The organism is Micromonospora sp. NPDC023966 (genome assembly GCF_040639095.1).
Lineage (GTDB): Bacteria > Actinomycetota > Actinomycetes > Mycobacteriales > Micromonosporaceae > Micromonospora.
Genome location: NZ_JBEZZJ010000003.1, coordinates 35,731 through 57,184, shown reverse-complemented (window position 1 = coordinate 57,184; position 21,454 = coordinate 35,731). Strand labels below are relative to the sequence as shown.

Here is a 21,454-nt window from a genome sequence, read left to right as displayed (position 1 = left end):
ACCAGCTGCAGGCTCAGCTCACAGCACTGCGACGCCTACCAGGAGGAGGTCGTCCGCCCCGTCGTCCAACGGCGCGCCAGCGGTCGGCTGCAGCCCTGCACCGATGACGCCAGTGCCGTCACGCCGGAGCCACAGCCGTCCCACTCCGGCCTTGCCGTCGCGGCTTGCAAGGACGATGCGCCCCTCGTAGAGGTCGAGCTGGCCGGCGGCCACCGGCTCGAACACCTCCCCCGGCGCCTCGGTCACCAGGAACCGCCGTATCGCGGTGAGGGCAGGCGTGATGTCGGAGAGGCTGACGCGGAGAGCGCCCGCCGGTGGCCGGTTGGGCTTGCCGAGCAGGCGGCCGAGTACGTCGGCGGCGACGCCGCGGCGCAGCTGCTCGTGGTATCGCTCGTTGCGGAAGACTCGCAGGCACCGGTAGCAGCTGGTCTCGGAGCCGCACTCGCAGTCGCGGACCCGTCGCACCGCTTGGTCGAGCACGTCGCGCAGCCGCTCGGCGATCCGCTGCACGTGCCCGGCACCGCCGGGCACGGTGTCGTACAGCATGATGACGCTTCGTCCGGTCTCGGTCCGGTACATCGTTGCGTCGATGTCGTCTCGGCTGATCTCGAGGGCAAGGACGGCTCCCTCCACCAGGGAATACGCAATTGACCGCCAAGCGTTGTCGTCGAGGCCGTCCGTGACTGTCCCTTCCAGGCTCAGCTCGAGGACGTCTGTCTGGTACTGATGGGCCAGGGATAGGTTCTCCATCCGGCCTCGGCAGTCTCGGCCACTGAGCGGGCTCTGGTGGCTCGCCAGTCCGTCGATGGTGGGGCGCCCGAAGCCGCAGGTCGCGCAGATGAAGAAGCCGCGGCCAAGCGCTCCATCGCTGATTGCGATGAGCTCGCCTCTAGCGCCGGCCCTGACACTGACGGTGCCACCTGTCAAATTCAGCTTGTCTTCGTAGAGTTCAGCGCCAGGTGAGACGACGTAGGTCGCACCGTGCCAGGCACGTCGAGGGGCGCTGGTGGGCCGCCGGGCGCTGTTGCGGGCGGCGACAAAACCGAAGACCGGGATGGCGTACTGGCGGGGAGCGCCGACCGGTGCGGCGCCGCATGCCGGGCAGGCCTGGTCGAGGCGGTCGATGGAGTCGCGGTAGTGGCCGCAGCCGTCGCAGATGGCGTAGTAGCGGCGTTCCAAGTCCCGTCCAGGGAGCCGGTAAACGCCGGCGGACTGCCAGGTCAATCCCCCGGCGATGGCCTCCGCGCCGGGCGCGTACTCGTAGATGGCTGAGGAGAGGTCACGGGAAAGTTCCAGCTGCTTGGCCTGCTGGGCATCGGCGAAAGCCAGCCGTAGTTCGACGGTGTCGACGGGGAAGCCGTACTTGGGCAGGACGTTGCGGTTGGCCAACAGTCCGAGGAGCTCTCGGGCGGTGATGGTCTTCATGACCCGGCTGTAGCGGGCAGCCTGGTCGTCCTTGCGAGCGGCGAAAGCCTCCTGCCGCTTGTGTTCGTAGGTGTCGACGTCCTGTTGGAGTTCGGCTCGGACGGACTCCAGGAGGTCGAGCAGGTGCTCGACCCAGGCGGCGGAGTCGACGCCGATGCTGACCTGTACGTCGGTGGGTAGGACCTGGCGTAGTGACCTCGTGATGTCCGCGGGCACGGGCGTCAGGAAGTCGCGGACCAGCGTTACGGGCGCAATTCCGTAGTCGTCGGGCAGAAGGAACTCTCCGGCCGTCCGCCACACCGTGCCGTAGGTGCGGAACTGATGGCGGAAGAAGGCGGCTAGGGCCACGGAGTGAGCATGCCGTCGATCAATCCGCACGTTGTTGAGGGGTACGTAGGGTGCGCGGACTTCGCCGGCGATCATTCGGTTGGGTTCGGCGAAGCGGGAGAGGTCGTGTGAGCGTCGTTGGGCGTAGGTGACGACGAGCGCGGCGGCGTCGGTGCGTCGGCCGGCGCGGCCAGCACGCTGGACGTAGTTGGCGGTGGTGGGTGGCATGTTGCGGAGCATCACGGCTTGGAGTTCGCCGACGTCGACGCCGAGTTCGAAGGTGGTGGAGCAGGACAGAGCGTTGACTTCGCCTCGGACGAACTGCTGTTGGATTTCGGCAGCTCGCTCGCTGGTCCACTGCGCGGTGTGTTCGAAGACGCGCAGGGGTACCGGGTTCATGTCCCGGTAGACGTTGCGGTAGTGATCGGTATCTGTGTTGGCGGCTAGCTGCGTCCACTGTTCAAGGTCGCCGTCGCAGGCCATGGTCGGGCACGTGCCGCGGACGTTGAACGGGGTGAGTTTGCGGCAGGTGGAGCACTGCCAGAGTGCGCTATCACCGGTGACCACGGTGCAGGCCATCAGGGCGGGGTCGAGTTGGTAGACCTGGCCGATGCCGCGCTCGGTGCTGGCGATCAGCCACTCCGACTGTGGTCCCCTGGTCAGGAGGTGCCACACCCCTTCGAGGATCTTGAGGGGTTCCGCGGTGTGTCCGAGCCGGTTGAGCAGTCGGCGTACGTAGTCGAGTCTGCGGTTGACGCCCTTGGTGGGCAGCCAGCTGAGGACCTTGCGGCGGGAGTCGGCGCCCGTGCCTCGTACGTAGATTGGTCCCAGCCTCGGCTCGAATGCTTCGTCGCGGGGGTCGACGCCGTCTAGTGCGGCGACGGCACCTTGGAGGCGGATTGATCGGACGAGCTCGCCGACTAGTGCAGAGGCTTCGTCGGCGGTGAGGCCGAGGGCGGTCAGCGGCCGGGGTGGGGTCCAGGCCGGGTCGCGGGACATGTCCCAGGCGAGGAGCCCGCGGCCTTCGAGGGAGTTGCGTTCGTCGACGCCGACGACTTCGACCTGCGCCCAGAGGGCTACCTGGCGTTCGCGTGTCTGTCGTGATTGGCGGCGTTCGAAGATGCCGTACCGGTCGGCGGCCCGGCTGGTGTGGTAGATGACATCCTCCAGCCGGACCTCGTCGCCGGTCTCGGCGGCAGCGTGGGCGCCTTCGAGCAGCAGCCGTCGGCGTTGCATACGCTGGTAGGAATCTTCGAGGTAGGGGGCGAAGTAGGCCGCGGACTGTCGGCTGTCGCTGAACAGCAGAAGCTTGCGTCCGCCTCCTTTCAGGCCTTGCTGAATGGGATCGGACGCTACGGGCAGCTTCTGGTAGAGGGCAGTGGCGAGGACCGAGGCGGAGGCCTCGTTTCCGCTGGAGAAGAGGCGGATCAGACCGCCACCGCGTCCGCCGCAGGACAGGCATGCGGTGAGTTCCTCGGTCCGTTGCCGAAGGAATCGCACCTAGCGCATGGGCATGTCCGGGCAGCGGGGACAGGTGGTCGCTGGGCCGGTCTGGAAGACGCCGCATCGGCTGCACATGCCACCCAGTTCGCCAGCGGATTGGGCGCCGCTGGAGATGGTTTCTTCATCTTCGTCGGTGGCGACGGAGTCGACCAGCGCCATCCAGACTTGCTGTTCATCTCGGGAGCGCCGGGAGCGGAAGACGGCGTGGGCGCCGACCCGTTCGAGGGTGCCGGAGAGGTAGACCGTGCCGCAGCGGCGGCAGGTGCCGAATTCGAATGCGGCGTCGCCGCAGCGTTCGCACCGCTCGTGTCGGGTGAGGCTGACGTGCGGGCCGTGGGGTCCGAGGCAGGTGAAGGCGCCTTCGGTGGCGCGGGCGAACAGGTGGTAGCGGGCGGAGAGCACGGGGGCGCCGTCAGTGTCGTGGATGCTGTTGGCTAGGGCGACCATCGCGGCGGAGGCGGTTTGATCGCCGGTGTCGAACAGTGCGTGTGCTGCTTGCGGTAGTGGTATTGGCCCGTGGGTGAGGAGTGCCTTGAGCCTGCGGACGCGCTGCTCGCGGGCGAGGGCGTCTGCCGGGTCGTCGGTGGCGTGCCCGTGCTGCTGGGCGCGGGCCAGGATGGCGGCGGCGGGGTCGTCGGCGTCCAGGAGTTCGGCGTACGCCGAGGCGGGCAGGGGTCCCCATTCCGGTCCAGGTGGGAGTTCCACACGGTCGGCGGTGACGACGTCCTGCCGGGTTTCGTCGGCCGGGTCGTACTCGAACCGTGCCGGGAACAGGGAGGCGGCGAATTCCGCGACGGCTTTCATGTCGCCGCCTACGGTCGCGCTGGTGGCGATGCACTGGACCGGCTGGTCGGTGTTGACGCGGTCAACCAGGCGGCGTAGCAGCATGGCCAGTTCCGCGCCGCGGGCGCCGTCGTAGACGTGTGCCTCGTCGACGACGATGAACTGCCAGTGCCCGGCGTGTTCTCCTTCGAACAGGTCCATGTCGAGGGGGCGCAGCAGCAGGTATTCGAGCATGGCGTAGTTGGTCAGCAGGAGGTGTGGCGGCCGCTGCTGCATGTCTTCGCGGCTGAGCAGTTCGTTGGGCAGCGGACGCTCGCCAGGGTTTTGCCGTTCGAATATCTCGGCCGCCTCGCGGCGGGTTTGCCGGGTCTCCCCCGTGTACCGGCCGAAGGTTATGTCCGGCGCCTCGGCCAAGATGCCGCGTAGCCGTTTCATCTGGTCATTGGCGAGCGCGTTCATCGGGTACAACAGCAGTGCCCGGACGCCGGCGCCGAGCGTTCCTGCCGAGCGTTCGGCCATGATGCGGTTGAGGATCGGCAGGAGGAAGCTTTCGGTCTTGCCGGAACCGGTGCCGGTGGCGACGACCAGGTTCCGGCCGGCGGCGGCTTTGCGGATCGCCCGCTCCTGGTGCCGATACAGCGGTCGGTCGAGGTTGAACCCCTTGCCGAGGGTGGCGATCCCGGGATCCAGAATACCGGTGTCGATGAGCTGACGTGGGGTGGATGAGGTGACGTAGGGCGGTGTCGCCTCGAGCAGGGGGCCCTTGGTGATTTCCTGGTTGATCGCCTCGCTGATCGCGCTTTCCAGGGCGGCCGCCAGACGAGGGTCCTTCGGTTCCACCAGCGTGCGCAGGTAGCGCCGGTAGGTGGCGACGACCGCGTCACTGGTGGCAATGGGGTCGAGGATCATCGGGCGGCTCCGGATCCGATCAGGGTGAACTCGGCAAGCAGAAGATCGATGGTGACGAGGCGGGGTGCGCTGCGAGCGAGGGTGGCGTGATGCGGCAGGGTGCGCGGCAGCAGCCGCTCACAGCCAATGTGTCCACGGGCAGCCAGGCGGGCGACGAAAGCCAGGACGAGCGACACCGCGGGCAGTGCACACCAGCCTGTGGTTGGCTTTCGCGCTTGGACTGCGTCCGTTACGCGCTGCCCGCTGACGGCGTGGATCTGTTCGCGCGAAACGAGGAGTAGCTCCCTGGCGGCGCTGGAGACTCTGCCGAGGCCCGGCTGTATCCGCACATCGAACAGTTGCCGGGCTGCCGTCAAACGCTCGTCGGCGTCGAGCAGACCCCCCGGCACGACGCGCATCGCCTTCCACAACCGGTCACGTACCTCGATCGGAAGCTCGGCCAGGCGGAGAGCCGACTCATCGAACCGGCCAACCGTCCGGTAGGGGTCGATGCCACCGGCGAGCAGATGCAGCGCCACCTCGCCACAGACTGCCGATACCTGCTCGCGTAGCTCCTCATTTCCGTCTTGCTCGCCGAGACGATGGGCCGTGGCGAGCATGCCTGCCAGAGGGCTGATCCCCCACAGCTTGGTTGCGTCACGCTCCCCGACGTACGCGTCGGGGGGCGCGGCGATCAGACCGGAGTGTACGAGTGGGGCGACCAGCCGGTCGGCCGAGGTCCTGGTCTTCGTCAGCGCGATGAGAGTTTGCGCGGGATAGCGCCGCAGGATGGCGGAGGTGCTGCGGACGTCCCGGGTCACCCTGCCGCGCAGGCCGTCTGCCCAGGGATACAGGTCGATCAGCAGCGGTGCGATGTCCGGGTGGTCGGGCAGGTCGCCGGCTCCCGCCAGGTAACCCGACACGGCGTCGTCGGCGGTGTCCTCTCCGCTGGGCTTCCACTCACGGTCGGCGATGTCGAAAACGTTGTCGGCCGCAGGCCAGTCGGGCCACTCTGCCGGCACCCACGGATCCTCCATGCGCAGCAGCGCCACGATAGGCCCGGCGGTGGTGACCTCCTCAGGAAGCGCATCGCTGACCAAGTCCTGGTTGAAGGTCACGACGTGCGGGGGTTGCCACGGCGCGTATACACGGTAGAGACCGGCGACCAGGCCCTCTGCATGCACGCCGTCGACGAGGATCAACCGGTCGTTGTCGATGTAGACGGAGCTGGCGAGGCGCCTCGGGGTGCAGCGTGCGACCGGGAAGTCCTGACCGCCGACGCGGACATCGAGCTGTGCGATGCCGTGGACGCCGACGGTGTCGGCGATGGCGGCGAGGGCGAACCGTGCCAGGGGCTGCCCGTACGTAGCACCGGAGACGACGGTTTGCAGCTCACGACCGGCGGCCTTGACGACGAGTTGGGCGTCTGCCACCTCGGGAAGCCGAACCAGGAGCTCCCCCTCGCCGATCGTCTCGCTGTCCAGACGCAGCGGCTGCAGGGACCAGGCACCACGGCCGCTGCCGCCGAGCCGCTGGACCGCCATGTGCGCTGGTGTCACCCGCACAGTCGCTGATCCGGCGGCGCTGTTGGTCTGCACCTCAGCGGTGACGTCCTTCGGGCCCAACTGCACCATTGCCGGGGTGACGGTCAGGCCGTGCAGGCTGGCGCTGGCCCGCACGGTCGCCGGTTCCAGACCGTCGGCGCGGATCTCCCGCCAGGAGGGGTTGGAGCGGGCGTTCAGGCCCTCGACCAGCTCGAGGGTGCGGGACAGGCCGCGGCCGAGGGGCCCGCGGACGGTTACCTCGTACGTGCCGACGAGGGGTCGAGGCAGCCGACGCCAGGGGTCGATGGTGGTGTCGCGGATGACGGTGACGACGTCAGTGATCAGCTGGTCGGATCCGGGTCTGCGGATGCGGATGGACCAGTCGGTCGTGACACCCGGGTCGGTGGGCAGGGTCAGCTTCGGCGCGGCCGTGACGACCGGGACGCCGGTGAGGCTGGACACGCCGGGCAGTGGCGGGTCGAGGTGCAGCTGAGCGCGTCGGGCGCCCTTGACTCGTCGTGGCGTGCCATTGCCGAGGCGCACCTCGGCCACCTGGCGAAGGTCGACGCGGCGGAGGGTCCAGCCGAGCCAACCGTAGGGGGCGGGGACGTCGCCGAGATCGTGCAGGTCGCCGGTGACGTGAAGCTCGAGCGGTGCGCCGGCGTCGGTCTCGTGGGGATAGAGCAGCCAGGCGGGTTCCGGCGGCAGGCTGGCAGTGGCCGGTACGCGTCGACCGTCGTCACTGAACACCAGCAGCGGATCCCGGGGGTCGACCACCTCGATCTCGTGTTCCTGGTCGTAATTGGCGAGTTCGACGGTGAGTTGTCGCGCGGGACGTGCGATGGCCAGTGCCGTCGCGGGTACGGTCTCCCGCACGCCCGGCCACATCGACCGGCTGACCACGGTCTGCGCCTCACCGTCGATGCGCACCTGCCACACCACGTGGCCGTCCGCCGCGTCGGGCACCGAGGGCAGCCACAGCAGGAGTCCGCGTCCGAAGGGCTCAAGTTCCAGATGGGGGCGCGCCTGCGTGATCCGGGTCCCCGACTGGACGCGGTCCGTCGCACCGGTCCAGTCGAGCTGGCCCGACTCGGCAAGGTGCTGCGCCTTGGCGATCAGATGTGGAGGTAGTCCGAGGCCGTCTGCGTGGAACACCGGCTGGCGGAGCCGCTCCAGCAGGTCGATGCAGCGGTCGATGAGGTCCTCGGCGTAGTCGCCGCCGTACTGGATGAAGCGCTGCACGGGCTTGTCGAGCTCGAACAGGCGGGATTCACGGCCGGGGGTCAGTGCCCAGGCCAGGAAGTGCTCCGCGGACATGCCCGGATCGCGGGCCAGCCGCTGCAGCAGGAGGTTCAGCAGGTCGCCGATGCAGTACGCGGGGACGCCGGCGTGCATGAGGATCTCGCCGACGTTGACCTGCGGAAGCCCCGGGAATCGGGCCAGCTTGAAGCGGTCGAGGTTAGCGCGGAACACCTCGCCCCAGAGGCTCTGGTCGATCCTGCCCGGCGCCAGCTGGTGTACGGCGCTCCAGTAGTTGCCGTGTTCGTAGCCGACGGCGCCGATGCCGGCGAGGCCGGTGACCAGGCACGCGGGGTACCGATAGGCGAGCAGCCGGCGGTCGTACAGGCCGGAGTCTCCGCAGACCCTGCCGAGTAGGCGGATGACCTCTTTGACCTCCTCTTCCAAGGCGCCGACTTCCGAGACGAGCGACACGGCGGACAGGGCTGTCGCCCAGGCGAGTTCCCGGTCGCGGAGGAACTCAGATGCTTGTGACACGTTCTTCCCCTCTAGAACGCGGCCGCAGCCGTAGAGCGACTATGCAAGTGAGCCGTGGTCGGCACAAGACGAGCAGCAGGTCACAGCCCGCGCCCTGCCCGATCGGCCTACCAGTGCCACCAAGACTGTTCGTGCCATCGCCCCGGTCGGGGGAACGACAAGTCGTTTTCGCTGTGCAACGGGTTGCCTGCAACGGCTTAATCAGAGTCGGTGGTGTTATTCGCGAGAGTCATGGCACGGAGCTGCGGTAGGAGGCGGGTGACGTCCCGGTGCCAGCCCTCAAGCTCCGAGACAGTAGGCGCCAGCTCGTACACGTGGTGGTGCATGGCGCGGGAGAGGCCGTGCCATGCCGTCCTCGCGAGGAGCGCCGTCGAGGCATCGACGAAGGCCGGTAGGGCCAGCAGTTGATGCCGCATCGGGCATCGGATGAGACTGGGTGCGACCTGGTCCCAGCAGATGCGCAATCCCTGTTCGAGTGCGACGCGGGTGAGGCAGGCGCAGCCGCGCTGCCAGCAGCGGCGCATACTGCGGCTGGGACGGTGCAGCAGGGTGGAGGCTTCGTCGAGAAGCTGCTCGGGGGTCATGGGCGGCACAGCCTCCCCACCAGGTGCCGTGCTTCCTCGATCAGGACCGCGAGGTCGCTGGTGGCACCGCCGTGGGAGCCGTTGTTCGCCGCCTTGACCACACGAGCGGCGGTGGAACCGAGCTTGCTCAACTCGGCAGGCAGGTCACCGACGCGCTTGCGGTCGCCCAGCAGAGCGAGGGCCAGCGTGGGGCGCAGTCCCTCGGCCTCACTGATGGCGGCTTCGGTGTCGGCGATCGACGTGCCGGCGCGGAAGCCACGGATCCGGATCCTTTCGTGGCAGGCGTACTCGAGGGCATCGCGGATGAGGTTGCAGACGATGGTGCCCTGCACGGTGCCGGCCATGTTCTCATCGTGGGTGATGGCCAGGGCATCGGTGAGGTAGCGCTGCCCGGGATCACCGTCTCGGTCACCGGTGACGGTCACCTGGGAGCGGGCGAGGCGGCTGACGGCGAGGATCCGGGCGTCGAGCTGCAGATGCCGGACGGCGGCGGGGAGCCGGTCGTCGTGAGTGAAGACGATGACCTGCCGGTGCTTCGCGACCTGGGCGAGGACCTGAGCAAGGCCGTAGACCTTGGCCGGGTCCATGGACTGCACCGGATCGTCGATGACGAGGAACCGGAACGGGCTCTCGGGCATGGTGGCGCGCGGAAGAAACAGCGCCAGGGCGAGGGAGTGCAGTTCGCCCTGACTCATGACGCTGAGGGCCGCTCCGGGTACGCCGTCGACCTCCACGTCGAGGTCGACCCGGCGGGTGGTGCCTGTGCCGGCCAGCTTGATCGCGCCAAGTTGGACGTTGCTGTCCTGCCGCAAGGTGTTCCAGATGGTGGTTGCCTCCGCCGCGACCGGCGCCAGCTTGTCGGCGCGGATCTCCTTTCCGAACTCCAGCAGCTTGGCGATCGCGGTCTTGAGGGCCGTGAACATGGTGGCGGCGTGCCGGCTGGCGCGTTCGGTGTCGATCCAGGTGCGGAGTTGGTCGGCGACCGGCCGCCACGCCTGCCGACGACGCTCCAGGGCGTCCCGGGCGGCGGTTTGCACCGGAGTGAGGGCGGTGACGAGGGCGCCGAAGGCGCCGATTGCGGTTTCGGCGATCATGGTGGAGTCCGCGGTGGCGAGCAGGTCGTCCCAGCTCTGCCAGGCCGTCCGGGCGTCGCCGGTGTGGACCTGCTCGGAGGAGAGGTCGAGGTTCAGGGCGGCAGGCAGGGTGGGCACCTGCTGGCGCAGGGCGCGTCGGGCCTCGCGTTCGGTCCGGTGGGCGGCGTCGAGCTGCTCGGCGCGTCGCGTCAGCCGCTGTAGCTGCGTCTGCGCCTGGGCGGCCCATTCCTCGTCCAGGGTGCGACCCCCGCACACTGGGCAAGGCTGATCGGGGTGGTTGGCGCGGTGGCGCAGCGCGTCGCGGAGCAGCCCGGCCAGTGCCCTGGCCTCCTCGGCCGGGGTGCCGGCCAGGGCGTCGATCTGGCGCAGCGCGGTGCGGAGCTGCTCGACTGCGGCGGTGAGTTCGGTGTGGCTGGGCAGGTGCAGGACGTCGAGCTGGCGCAGCGGCACGACGGTCGCGTCGTCGGCCGCTTCGCCGCTGGTGGTCAGGGTTTCGAGCTGGTCGAGATCGGCGTGCCGGCCGGTGAGGGCGTGCTCGGCGAGGCGGGCGCGGGGGTCCGGGTGCTCCGCCAGCGCCGCCTTCAGGGCCGGGAGGCCTTCGGCGGCCCGCTTGCGCTGCTGGTCCATCTCCCGGCGGGCGGTCTTGAGCATCGTTTCGATCTCGACGAGACGGCCGAGTCCGAGGATTCGCTGCAGGGAGTCGTACATCTCGCTGTCCTTGCCACCGAGGAGGCCGCCGAGTTCCGAGTAGGAGAGGAACGGGCGGTAGAGCTCCAGGGGCTTGGCCCAGCCAAGATCGGCGACGCTCTGGCGGCGCTGGCCGGTGGCCTGCAGGAAGGTGGTGCACTCGGCAAGGTTCGCGTCGTTGGCCCAGTGGCATTCCACGGTGGCGCCGTCGCGGTGGCCTTCGACGCCCAACCGGACGCGGATACGCGGGTCGGTGCTGGCGTGCAGGTTGCGCCAGCCCTTCTGCCAGACCGCAGTACGGCCGGCCCAGCGCTTGTTGTTGCCGGTGAGGGCGAACTCCGCGGCTTCGGCGAAGCTGGACTTGCCGGAGCCGTTGCGGCCGGTGACGATCGTCAGCCCTGGCCCGGGGATGAGGTTGAGGGTGGCGGTGGGGCCAATGCCGCGGAAGCCGGTCACCTCGACGCTGGCGAGATAGGTGCCGATCGGCTCGGACGCCGCCTCGTCTGCGGCGGGTGGTTCGGGCCGGCGCGGGGCGGTTCCGCCGAGTACGGCAGTGAGGTCCTCGTCGCCGAGCAGGGCGGCGATGATGAGGTCCTCGGCGGTCTCGGGCAGGTTGGCGTGGTCGAGGTGGTCGAGGATGAGCTGGTCGACGGTGCCGGTCTGGTCGTCTGTCACGTCTTTCCTCCTCACGGGGGATGAGGGGTGACGGGCGGCCGCGCCACCAGCGGGTGGCTGGTGGCGCGACGCACGGCGTCTCGGGGGTGGCGCGGGCCAGGGCGGGTTACTGTCCGCGGATCTTGCGACCGCTCTCGGTGTCGGGGTAGAGGATGGCGTCGGCGACGCGGCCGCCGGAGTCCTTGGCGCCGCCGCCGAAGTTGAGGGCACCGGCGGCGTTGGCGCTGGCGGCGATGCCGTCCCAGTAGCGGGCCTCCCGCTCCCACCGGATGCCGGAGAGGAGGTTCAGCAGGTCCGTGTCGGTGAGCGGGATGCCCGCGGTGGCCCAGTCGGTGGTCTGATGGGCGGCGATGCCGATGCCGGCCAGGACCGCCGGCGCGGAGGCCGCGGACCGGGCGGCGAGCTGCGGGTAGAGATTGGTGATCAGAGTCGACAGCAGCGGTACGACGCGGCGCTCGATCTGCTCGGCGGTCGCCCCCTCGGGGAGGTCCGTGGCGCGGACGGTGGCCGAGGACAGGGCGAGCCCGGCGCGGCCGTAGAGGGTGGTGATGACGAGGACCCGCAGCGCAGACAGAGTGATCAGCTCGGGGTCGGTCTTGGTGAGCTGCCGCTTGCGGGACTGGACGAGCTTGGCGAAGGAAACCGTCTTGCCGTCGTGCTCGACCTTGACGGTCTCGGCGATGCGGTGCGCCAGCTGGGTGCCGAAGTCCCGCTGGTCCATGGACATGGCGAGGTTCTTCGCCACCGGGACGCCCTCGACGTTGCGGTCGTAGAAAATCTGCCGGGCGTCCTCGACGCTGAGTCCCCAGTAGAGCTCGAACGGCAGCCGGACCGCACCGAGGGCCTCGTAGGTGGTGCCGTACTCCTGCGGGTCGTCGTAGAGCTCGTGCAGGGCAGTTACCTGGGTCTCGCCGTCGATCGCGACGACCGGGGAGCCAGCGAGGAGGGTGATCTTCCGGATGCCGCTGCCGGGGATGAGCTCGTCGCTGACCGCGCCGGGCTCGCCAGCGAGCCACAAGGTGATCGGCGGGGTGGACCAACCGGAGCCGAAGTCGCCGTTGATGCCGGAGGCGATGTAGCGGGCGTAACCGGCGACGTTGCGGCCCTTCTGGGTCGACTTGAGGGTGCGCTGGACCAGGGAGCGGATCTCGGCGTGCCGGCGCATCGCACCGGGCGAGAACTTCATCGCGCGCTTGTCCTCCTCCAGCTTCGGCGAGGGGACGAGCTGCAGGAGCGCAGGCAGCCCGATCGTGCCGATCACCGCATCGGTGCGGAAGGGGGTGACGGTCAGCTGGATGCCCTCGACGGGCGCGGTGGGCATGGTGATGGACACGAAGAGGCCCTCCTGAAGGGGTGGAACGCCCATACGCTCGGCGGGTGGGCAGGGGGATCGACGGCCGCCGGACAAGCTCGGCTCGCTGAAAACAACAGTAGCACACCCGCGCGTGAAAGCAATGTCAACGCGTTTAAACGGCTCGGGCATCGTGTACAGTGAGCGGGGAGCAGAACCATGCGCCAACCGACAGGACAGCCGATGCCGCAACCCGCCCAGCTGACCGCCGCCGAGATCTCCCGGATGGCCGGCGTCACGCGCGCCACAGTGAGCAACTGGCGCCGGCGTCACCCGGACTTCCCGACCCCGACAGGTGGGACGGAGGCCAGCCCGGCGTACGACCTGGACGCCGTCCGGGCTTGGCTCGCCGCGCGCGGACAGTTGCCTGCCAGTTCTCCCGCCGACGATCTGCGCACTGCCCTGCGCGCCAGCGCATCCGACCTCGCCCACCGAAGCAAACTGCTCCCGCTCATTGTCGCGGCGAGTCGCCTTGCCGACACCGAGGCGGACAAGGCTGTCGGGCTTTCCGATGACCGGCTGTCCGAATGGGCGCAGCAGACGACCGGGTCGTACGCCGACGACATCCCGGGCACCGATGAACTGGCCTATCAACCCGAAGATGCCGAGTTGCTTCGCACGCTGTTGCGCTGCGTCGCCGAGGAAGGCGCGGCGCGAACGCTGGAGGTGTTCGCCGAGGGCGACGTCACCGACACCAAGGCCGGTGGCGCCTATCGAACGCCGACGCCAATCGCTGATCTGATGGCCGATCTCCTCGGTGGCCCCGGCGAGTCATACCCGGACAAGGTCTTCGACCCCGCGTGTGGTGCCGGTGGGCTGCTTCTGGCCGCCGCGGCCCGCGGGGCCCGGGAGCTGCACGGCCAGGACATCGTGCCTTCGGTGGCCGCCCAAGCCGCCGCTCGCCTCGCCGTAGAGACCGAGGGAACAAAGCCGCAGGTCCGGGTCGGCGACAGCATACGTAGCGACGCGTTCCCGATGCTGGCCGCCGACGCCGTGCTCTGCGCACCGCCCTACGGCTATCGCGACTGGGGCCACGAGGACCTGGCATACGACCCGCGATGGGTGTTCGGCCTGCCGCCGAAGGGTGAGTCGGAACTCGCGTGGCTACAGCACTGTCTCGCGCACCTGACCCCAGGCGGCCGTGCAGTTCTGCTCATGCCACCTGGTTCCGCCTTTCGGCCCTCGGGGCGGCGAATCAGGGCCGAGATGGTCCGCAGCGGAGCACTACGAGCCGTCGTCGCTTTACCCGTCGGTGTCGCCCAACCGCTGCACATCGGTTTGCAGCTATGGCTGCTTGAACGGCCGCAACCGCAGCCGACCCCGCCGTCGGCGGTTCTCTTGGTGGACGCCGCCGCCATCGACGGCCGCGGGACCGAGGAAAGCTCGGGTAGGCGCCCGCCGTCGGACTGGTCTGCGCTCCACGGCGCAGTGATCGATGCCTGGAACGACTTCGACCGGCACCCCGACAACTTCGAACCGATCCCCAGCACAGCGCGGGCCGTCCCAGTCATTGACCTACTCGACGAGTCGGTCGACCTCAGCCCCGCCCGCCACATCCGGGCCGCCCCGGTCCCCGCCAAGCCCGACGAACTCGCCGAGATGGCGTACGAGCTGCGCAGCCGGGTGCGGCGCGCAGCGACAGGCCTGGTGACCCTCAGCGGTGGCCAGGCTTGGCCGCCGGCTGGCGCCACTTCTCTGTCCTGGCGCACCGCCAGCGTGGCTGACCTCCTGCGGGGTGACGCCCTCATGCTTCTCCGCGCTCCAGGCGCGAGCCGCAGCTCTACCCCCGCCGGGCAGGACGTCGAAGCGCCTCGGACGCTCACCGCCCGAGACGTGGTGTCGCGCCGGCCGGCCTCCGGCGCCGCCGAGGAGGAACCCTCGGATGAGGACATCACCATCCAGTCAGGAGACGTCATCCTTCCCGAGATGCTGCACGAAGGCGTCGGCGCGCGCGTCGCCGACGCCCGGGACGTCGGTCATCTCCTCGGCCGGCACCTCCACCTCCTGCGCCCCGACCCCGCCCGCCTCGACCCGTGGTTCCTTGCCGGATTCCTGGCTGCCGAGGACAACCTCAGCGCCGCATCGTCCGGCACCACTGTGGTCCGGGTCGACCCTCGACGCCTGCGGATTCCCCTGCTTTCCCTCACCGAACAGCAGCGGTACGGCAAAGCGTTCCGCCGACTCAACGCGCTCCGCGTCGCGGCGGACATCGCAAACCGCCTCGCCGACGAAGCGGCCCGCACCCTGGCCGCCGGCCTCACCGGCGGCGCACTGCTCCCACCAGACACTGCCCCACCCTCGACCTGACGCGCGTCGAGAATTGAACGAGCATACCGGTCCCCCACCCGTCCGGAGCCCGGACGGCACAGCAGAAGGAATCCGTTGAGCACCAGCAAGCACACCGAACTGGCCAACCACGCCTGGTCGGTCGCCGACCTCCTCCGCGGCGACTACAAGCAGTCCGACTACGGCAAGGTGATCCTGCCCTTCACCGTGCTGCGCCGCTTGGAGTGCGTCCTCGCGCCGACGAAGGACAGGGTCCTGGAGACGTATGACCGATTCAAAGACAAGGACATCGACGTCTCCAAGTTCCTGCGGAAGGCCTCGGGGCACAGCTTCTACAACGTCAGCGGATATTCACTGAAGGCGATCGCCAACGACCCCGCGTACGCGGCGAAGAATCTGCTGGCCTACATCGGCGCGTTCTCCGAGAACGCGCAGGAGGTGATGGACAGGTACGACTTCGCGGCCCAGGTCAAGCGCCTCGACAACGCCAACCTGCTCTACCAGGTGGTGGGCCGCTTCGCCGACCTGGACCTGCGACCGGAGGTCGTCTCCAACCACCAGATGGGGTACGTCTTCGAGGAGCTGATCCGCCGCTTCTCGGAGCAGTCGAACGAGACGGCCGGTGAGCACTTCACCCCGCGTGAGGTCATCGAGCTGATGGTGAACCTGCTGCTGGCCCCGGACGACGACGCGCTCACCGTTCCCGGTGTGGTGCGCACCGTTCTCGACCCGGCATGCGGCACCGGCGGCATGCTGAGTGCGGCCGAGGAGCACATCACCCAGCACAATCCGAAGGCCACGGTGCAGGTCTTCGGTCAGGAGCTGAACCCGGAGTCCTGGGCGATCTGCCGTTCCGACATGATGATCAAGGGTCAGGACCCGGAGAACATCAAGTTCGGCAACTCGTTCAGCGACGACGGCCACCGCGGCGGCCAGTTTGACTACCTGCTCGCCAACCCGCCGTTCGGCGTGGAGTGGAAGAAGGTCAAGGACGAGATCGAGCGGGAGTACGAGACGCTCGGTTTCAGCGGCCGGTTCGGCGCCGGGCTGCCGCGTATCAACGACGGTTCGCTGCTCTTCCTCCAGCACATGCTGTCGAAGATGAAGCCGGTAGTCGACGGCAAGGGCGGCAGCCGGGTGGCCATCGTCTTCAACGGCTCGCCCCTCTTTACCGGCGCAGCCGAGTCCGGCGAGTCCCGGATCAGGCAGTGGATCATCGAGAACGACTGGTTGGAGGGGATCGTCGCCCTTCCGGATCAGCTCTTCTACAACACCGGCATCTCGACGTACTTCTGGATCCTGACCAACCGGAAGTCGCCGGACCACCAGGGCAAGGTGATCCTGCTGGACGCGCGGGAGCACTTCGCCAAGATGCGCAAGTCGCTGGGTGACAAGCGCAAGTATCTGACGCCCGCGCAGATCGCCGAGATCACCCGGCTCTACGGTGACGCGCTGCACGCCGTGCAAGACCCGGAGCACCCGCAGCACGGCAAGGTGAAGGTCTTCGACAACGACGACTTCGGCTACCGCCGGATCACCGTCGAGCGGCCGCTCAAGCTCCGCTTCGAGATCACCGCCGAGACCCTGGCCCAGGTCCGCGAGTCGAAGCCGATCCAGAAGGCGCTGGACGTCGAGGCGTTCACGGCGGCGTTGAAGCCGCTGCTCGGTCAGGTCTGCACGACGAAGCGGGCGGCGTGGGATGCGGTTCGCTCGGCGATGGCTGAGGCCGGCGTGCTCTGGCCGTCGGGCGCGCCGTTCCAGAAGGCGCTACGGGACGCGATCGGCGTGCGTGATCCGGAGGGCGAGGTGCAGCTCATCAAGGGCGCGCCCGAACCGGACGCCGAGCTGCGCGACTTCGAGAACGTGCCGCTGAACGAGGACGTGGATGAGTACCTGAGCCGCGAGGTTGTGCCGCACGTACCGGACGCCTGGATCGACCACAGCAAGACGAAGATCGGCTACGAGATCCCCTTCACCCGCCACTTCTACGTTTACAAGCCGCCGCGCCCGCTCGCCGAGATCGACGCCGAGTTGAAGGCGCTGGAAGCCGAGATCCAGTCACTGCTCACCGAGGTGACGGAGTGACTATAGTGCGAGTCAAGGCTGCCGTCACCAATCCTGTTGAGAAGGCAGACGGTTCACCACTCCCCTTCCTTGGCTTGGAGGACCTGGAGAGCCGAACGGGCAGGCTCCTAGCCACAGAACTGCCAACAAAGGAGGCTGAGGACAGCGTTCTGCACCGAGACGGCGATGTCCTCTTCAGCAAGCTACGTCCCTACCTGGCAAAATCCTATCTCCCGGTGGCGCAGGGAAGTGCAACGGGCGAACTTCTTGTTCTTAGGCCCGGACCGAAGGTCGACCGACGCTTCCTCTTCTACCTAACGCTGTCGCAGCCGTGGATCGAATGGGCGAACACCACGGCCTACGGGACGAAGATGCCTCGGACCTCGTGGGAACTGATTAGCGGGTATCGGATGTGGCTCCCCGAGTTGGAGGAGCAGCGCCGCATCGCCGACTTTCTCGACACCGAGACCGCCCGCATGGATCGACTTAGCAGCCACTTAGCTCAGTTCGACCGAGACGTTCAAGAGCGCGAGCGAGCCATCCTGGGAACGCTTCTCAACGGCCAGAGCGCTGGTGTAGGCGAATCTCTGGGCGGTTGGCGCTGGACTCCATTGATGCACCTGACCGATCAACTTCGCCCGATCATGTACGGCATCGTCCTGCCCGGGCCGAATGTAGATAATGGCGTGCCGATCGTGAAGGGCGGGGATGTGGCCGCAAACCGCCTTTCCGCAGCCAGCTTGAACAAAACCACGAGGGAAATCGAGGCAGGTTACGCTCGGTCACGCCTCAAAGGAGGAGACCTCGTCATCGCGATCCGCGGCAGCGTGGGTGAAGTGGCTGTCGTTCCAGACGAGTTAACCGGCGCGAACCTAACTCAGGACGCGGCAAGGATATCTATCGGGTCCCGCGTAAGCCCGACCTGGCTACGCCTCGTCCTTGAGTCCCCGGCCGTCGTCTACCAGATCCAACAGAGGGTGACAGGTGCCACGATCAAGGGCATCAACATCTGGGACCTGAAGCGGGTGCTTATACCAACGCCTGACCCAGATCAGCAGACTGCCCTTGCTGCCAGAGCATCGAGAGAGCTCGATAAGCATGAGGCTCTGCGGACACGGGTTGCAAGGCATCGGAAGCTCATTACCGAACGACGGCAAGCGCTAATCACGGCCGCCGTCACTGGCCGGTTCGACGTCTCGGCTGCCACCGGCCGAGGACCTGAGGAGGGGCTGCGATGAGCCCGGTTCATCACGAGTCGGTGTTCGGCGACGCCATCGTCGCCTCGCTCCTCGACAACGGCTGGGAGCTAAGCAGCAACTCCGACTACCGGCCCGACCTCGGCCTGGACACCGCGCAACTCTTCAGCTTCATCGACGGCACGCAACAGGCTGAATGGGACGATCTGGTCACCTACTACGGCGGTGACCAGAACGCCGCGCAGGCCGGCTTCGCGAAGCAGCTCGACAAGGCGATTACCAATGACGGGCTGCTGGACGTACTCCGGAAGGGTGTCAAGGACCACGGCGTCCGCCTCCGGGTCGCGTACTTCAAGCCATCGCTTGTAGAGTCCGACAACATCCTCGACGATTACCGCGCCAACCGGCTCACGGTCGTCAAGGAGCTGGCCTACGCGACCAAGCAGTCCGACCAGGGCAACCGGCTCGACCTGGCGCTCTTCCTCAACGGCATCCCCGTCGCCACCGCCGAGCTGAAGAATCCGCTCACCGGGCAGGGCGTCGAGCAGGCCAAGCAGCAGTACCGCACCGACCGCGACCCCACCGAGCTGATCTTTTCTCGGCGGGTCGTCGCGAACTTCGCCGTCGACCCGGACCTGGTCTTCGTCACCACCCAGCTTCGCGGCAAGTCGACCCGCTTCCTGCCCTTCAACACTGGCTCCAACGGGCCCGGCCGGCCCGGCGGGCAGGGCAATCCGCCGCCGACCCTCGCCGGCAAGTACGCCACCTCGTACCTGTGGGAGGAGATCTGGCAGCGGGACAACTGGCTCGATTTGCTGGAGCGCTTCGTCCACCTCACCAAGGAGAAGGGCGCGGACGGGCGTACCCGCAAGGCCGTGATCTTTCCGCGGTATCACCAGTGGCACGCAGTGAAGCGGCTGACCGCCCACGCCGCCCGGCACGGCGCCGGCCATAACTACCTGGTGATGGCATCGGCCGGCTCCGGCAAGTCCAACACCATCGCCTGGCTCGCCCACCGGCTCTCGTCGCTGCACACCCACACGAAGGCCGCCGACCTCGACCCGGATGGGGTGGCCACCGGGCTCAGGCCCGGCTCCCCCGTCTTCGACAAGGTTGTCATCATCACCGACCGGCGGAACCTCGACGCCCAGCTCCGCGAGACCGTTGGCAGCTTCGAGCAGACCGCCGGGCTGGTCGTGAAGATCGACGAGAAGCAGGGGGCGAAATCCGAGCAGCTCGCCCAGGCGCTGTCCCGGGAAACCGGCAAAATCGTCACGGTCACGCTGCACACCTTCCCGGCCCTGGTCGACTACCTCCAGCGCAACCCCACCGAGATCCAGGGCAGCCGGTTCGCCATCATCGTCGACGAGGCGCACTCCTCCCAGTCCGGCGACGCCGCCACCTCCGTACGAAGGGTGCTGCGCGATCTGGGGCTGGACACCGACTCCGACGACGCCGGCGCCACCACCGCCCCCGTCGAACTCGACACCGAAGCGAAGCTCACCGCCAACGCCAGGAAGCGGCAGCGGGCGGCGAACCTCTCCTACTTCGCCTTCACCGCCACACCGAAGGCGAAAACGCTGGAGCTCTTCGGCACCCGTGGTGAGGACGGCAAGTACCACCCGTTCCACACCTACTCGATGCGGCAGGCCATCGACGAGGGGTTCATCCTCGACCCGCTGCGCAACTACGTCACCTATGAGACGTACTGGAAGCTGGTCAACCAGAACCCCGACGAGCGGGAGGTCGACCCGAGCAAGGCGAATGCCCTTCTCGCCCGGTACGCGGTGACCCACGACTCCACCGTCGCCCAGCACGCGCAGATCATCGTCGAGCACTTCCGCACCCACACCCTCGGCCGGCTCGGCGGCCGGGCCAAGGCGATGGTCGTGACCGCGTCCCGGCACAGCGCCGTGCAGATGGCCCGCGCCATCAAGCGCTACATCGGTGACCAGGGCTACCCGGACCCCGGCGTGCTGGTCGCCTTCTCCGGCAGCCTCACCTACGAGGGCGAGGAGACCACCGAGGTCAAGGAGAACGGCGGCCTGTCGGAGAGCGCTTTGCCGAAGGAGTTCGCCTACACCCGCGCCGACGACAAGACCGGTCAGGCCGGCAGCAAACCCGAGTACCGGATCCTGGTCGTCGCCGAGAAGTACCAGACCGGCTTCGATCAGCCGCTACTCACCACCATGTACGTCGTCAAGAAGCTGCGCGGCATCGCCGCCGTGCAGACCCTCTCTCGGCTCAACCGCACAGCCGAGCGCAAGAGCCAGGCCGACCTCGCGGTGCTGGACTTCGTCAACGACGCCGAGGAGATCAAGGAGTCGTTCCGGCCGTACTACGAGGACGCCGAGACCCTGCCCACCGACCCCAACCTGCTATACACGGCGCAGAGCAAAGTGATGCAGGCAGCGTTGCTCGTCGAGGCGGAAATGCAGGAGTTCGTCGAGGCGTACCTGGCGGCCGAGGAGCAGGCCGCCGGGAACACGGCGAAGTGGGAGAAGCTGCACGCCGAGCTCTACCGGCACATGGGGCCGGCCGTGGAGCGTTTCACGGCGCTGATGGACAGCGACGACGAGGAGGACCACGAGACAGCTGAGGCGTTCCGGTCCAACCTCAACGACTATGTCCGCAAGTACAGCTTCCTGTCGCAAATCGTCCCCTACGCCGACGCTGAATTGGAACGGCTCTACCTCTACGGCCGGCACCTGCTCAACCGGCTGCCCCGCGGCGCTGACGGCGGCCTGGACATCGGCGAGGTCGACCTGAGCCACCTGCGGGTGGAGAAGACCGGCGAGCACGACGTCAGCCTCGCCGCAGAGGGCACCGCCGAACTGCCCGGCTTCGGCGACGGGTCCGGCGGCGCGAAGGACCCGGAGAAGTCGCTGCTGTCGGAGCTGATCGACAAGTTCAACGACAAGTACGGCACCGACTTCACCGATCAGGACGTCATCAAGCCCTTCGAGGAGACGATGGCCGACCCGAAGGTACGTCTTGCCGCGGTCGCCAACGACGAGGACGGCTTCGGGCACGTCTTCGAGCCGGTCTTCGAGGAGAAGATGATGGACCACTTCGACACCGTTGCGGACCTTGGCAACAAGTACTTCAGCAACAGCGAGCCGGACTTCCGCAGCTCCCTCAACCGCAGTGCCCGCAGCGCCGCCTGGCGGATGATCCGTCAGCAGGAAGGTGTGGTCGACGGCGCGGCATGAAGCGTCGCCACCGACCGGAGCTGCCGGGTCTCCGTCCGCCTGGGGTGTGACCCGGCGGC

General features: G+C 68.0%; 10 protein-coding genes. 4 read left to right on the top strand and 6 right to left on the bottom strand.

Annotated elements, in window-relative coordinates; translation table 11 throughout:
- Nucleotides 1-18: 18 nt before the first annotated feature.
- From AB0F68_RS06670 to AB0F68_RS06645, 6 genes are all read right to left on the bottom strand, one after another.
- Nucleotides 19-3,252, bottom strand: coding sequence for a Zn-binding domain-containing protein (locus AB0F68_RS06670; protein ID WP_357333379.1), 3,234 nt, complete (start codon nt 3,250-3,252; stop codon nt 19-21).
- Nucleotides 3,253-4,947: a DEAD/DEAH box helicase gene (locus AB0F68_RS06665; protein ID WP_357333378.1), complete on the bottom strand. Its 1,695-nt coding sequence runs from the start codon at nt 4,945-4,947 to the stop codon at nt 3,253-3,255.
- Nucleotides 4,944-8,246 carry a hypothetical protein gene (locus tag AB0F68_RS06660; RefSeq protein ID WP_357333377.1) on the bottom strand — a complete coding sequence of 1,101 codons (3,303 nt, stop codon included), beginning with the start codon at nt 8,244-8,246 and terminating at the stop codon, nt 4,944-4,946. The genes AB0F68_RS06665 and AB0F68_RS06660 overlap by 4 nt, the downstream gene beginning before the upstream one ends.
- A 197-nt stretch (nt 8,247-8,443) precedes the next feature.
- Entirely contained in the window at nt 8,444-8,830 is a 387-nt protein-coding gene (locus AB0F68_RS06655) for a hypothetical protein (protein ID WP_357333376.1), read from the bottom strand.
- Nucleotides 8,827-11,286 (bottom strand): AAA family ATPase, encoded by a 2,460-nt coding sequence (locus AB0F68_RS06650; protein ID WP_357333375.1) that lies wholly within the window; start codon nt 11,284-11,286, stop codon nt 8,827-8,829. Before AB0F68_RS06650 ends, AB0F68_RS06655 begins: the two co-directional genes overlap by 4 nt.
- A gap of 106 nt (nt 11,287-11,392) precedes the next feature.
- Nucleotides 11,393-12,619: a DNA sulfur modification protein DndB gene (locus AB0F68_RS06645; protein ID WP_357333374.1), complete on the bottom strand. Its 1,227-nt coding sequence runs from the start codon at nt 12,617-12,619 to the stop codon at nt 11,393-11,395.
- Between the two features lie 201 nt (nt 12,620-12,820).
- Between AB0F68_RS06645 and AB0F68_RS06640 the strand changes: the two genes are divergently transcribed.
- The 4 genes from AB0F68_RS06640 to AB0F68_RS06625 all read left to right on the top strand — a co-directional run bounded on the left by AB0F68_RS06640 (nt 12,821) and on the right by AB0F68_RS06625 (nt 21,395).
- Nucleotides 12,821-14,944 carry an N-6 DNA methylase gene (locus tag AB0F68_RS06640; RefSeq protein ID WP_357333373.1) on the top strand — a complete coding sequence of 708 codons (2,124 nt, stop codon included), beginning with the start codon at nt 12,821-12,823 and terminating at the stop codon, nt 14,942-14,944.
- A gap of 75 nt (nt 14,945-15,019) precedes the next feature.
- Complete coding sequence (locus AB0F68_RS06635; RefSeq protein ID WP_357333372.1) at nt 15,020-17,008, top strand: class I SAM-dependent DNA methyltransferase; 1,989 nt, start codon at nt 15,020-15,022, stop codon at nt 17,006-17,008.
- Nucleotides 17,005-18,225 (top strand): hypothetical protein, encoded by a 1,221-nt coding sequence (locus AB0F68_RS06630; protein ID WP_357333371.1) that lies wholly within the window; start codon nt 17,005-17,007, stop codon nt 18,223-18,225. The genes AB0F68_RS06635 and AB0F68_RS06630 overlap by 4 nt, the downstream gene beginning before the upstream one ends.
- Complete coding sequence (locus AB0F68_RS06625) at nt 18,222-21,395, top strand: type I restriction endonuclease (RefSeq protein WP_357333370.1); 3,174 nt, start codon at nt 18,222-18,224, stop codon at nt 21,393-21,395. The genes AB0F68_RS06630 and AB0F68_RS06625 overlap by 4 nt, the downstream gene beginning before the upstream one ends.
- Nucleotides 21,396-21,454 lie beyond the last annotated feature (59 nt).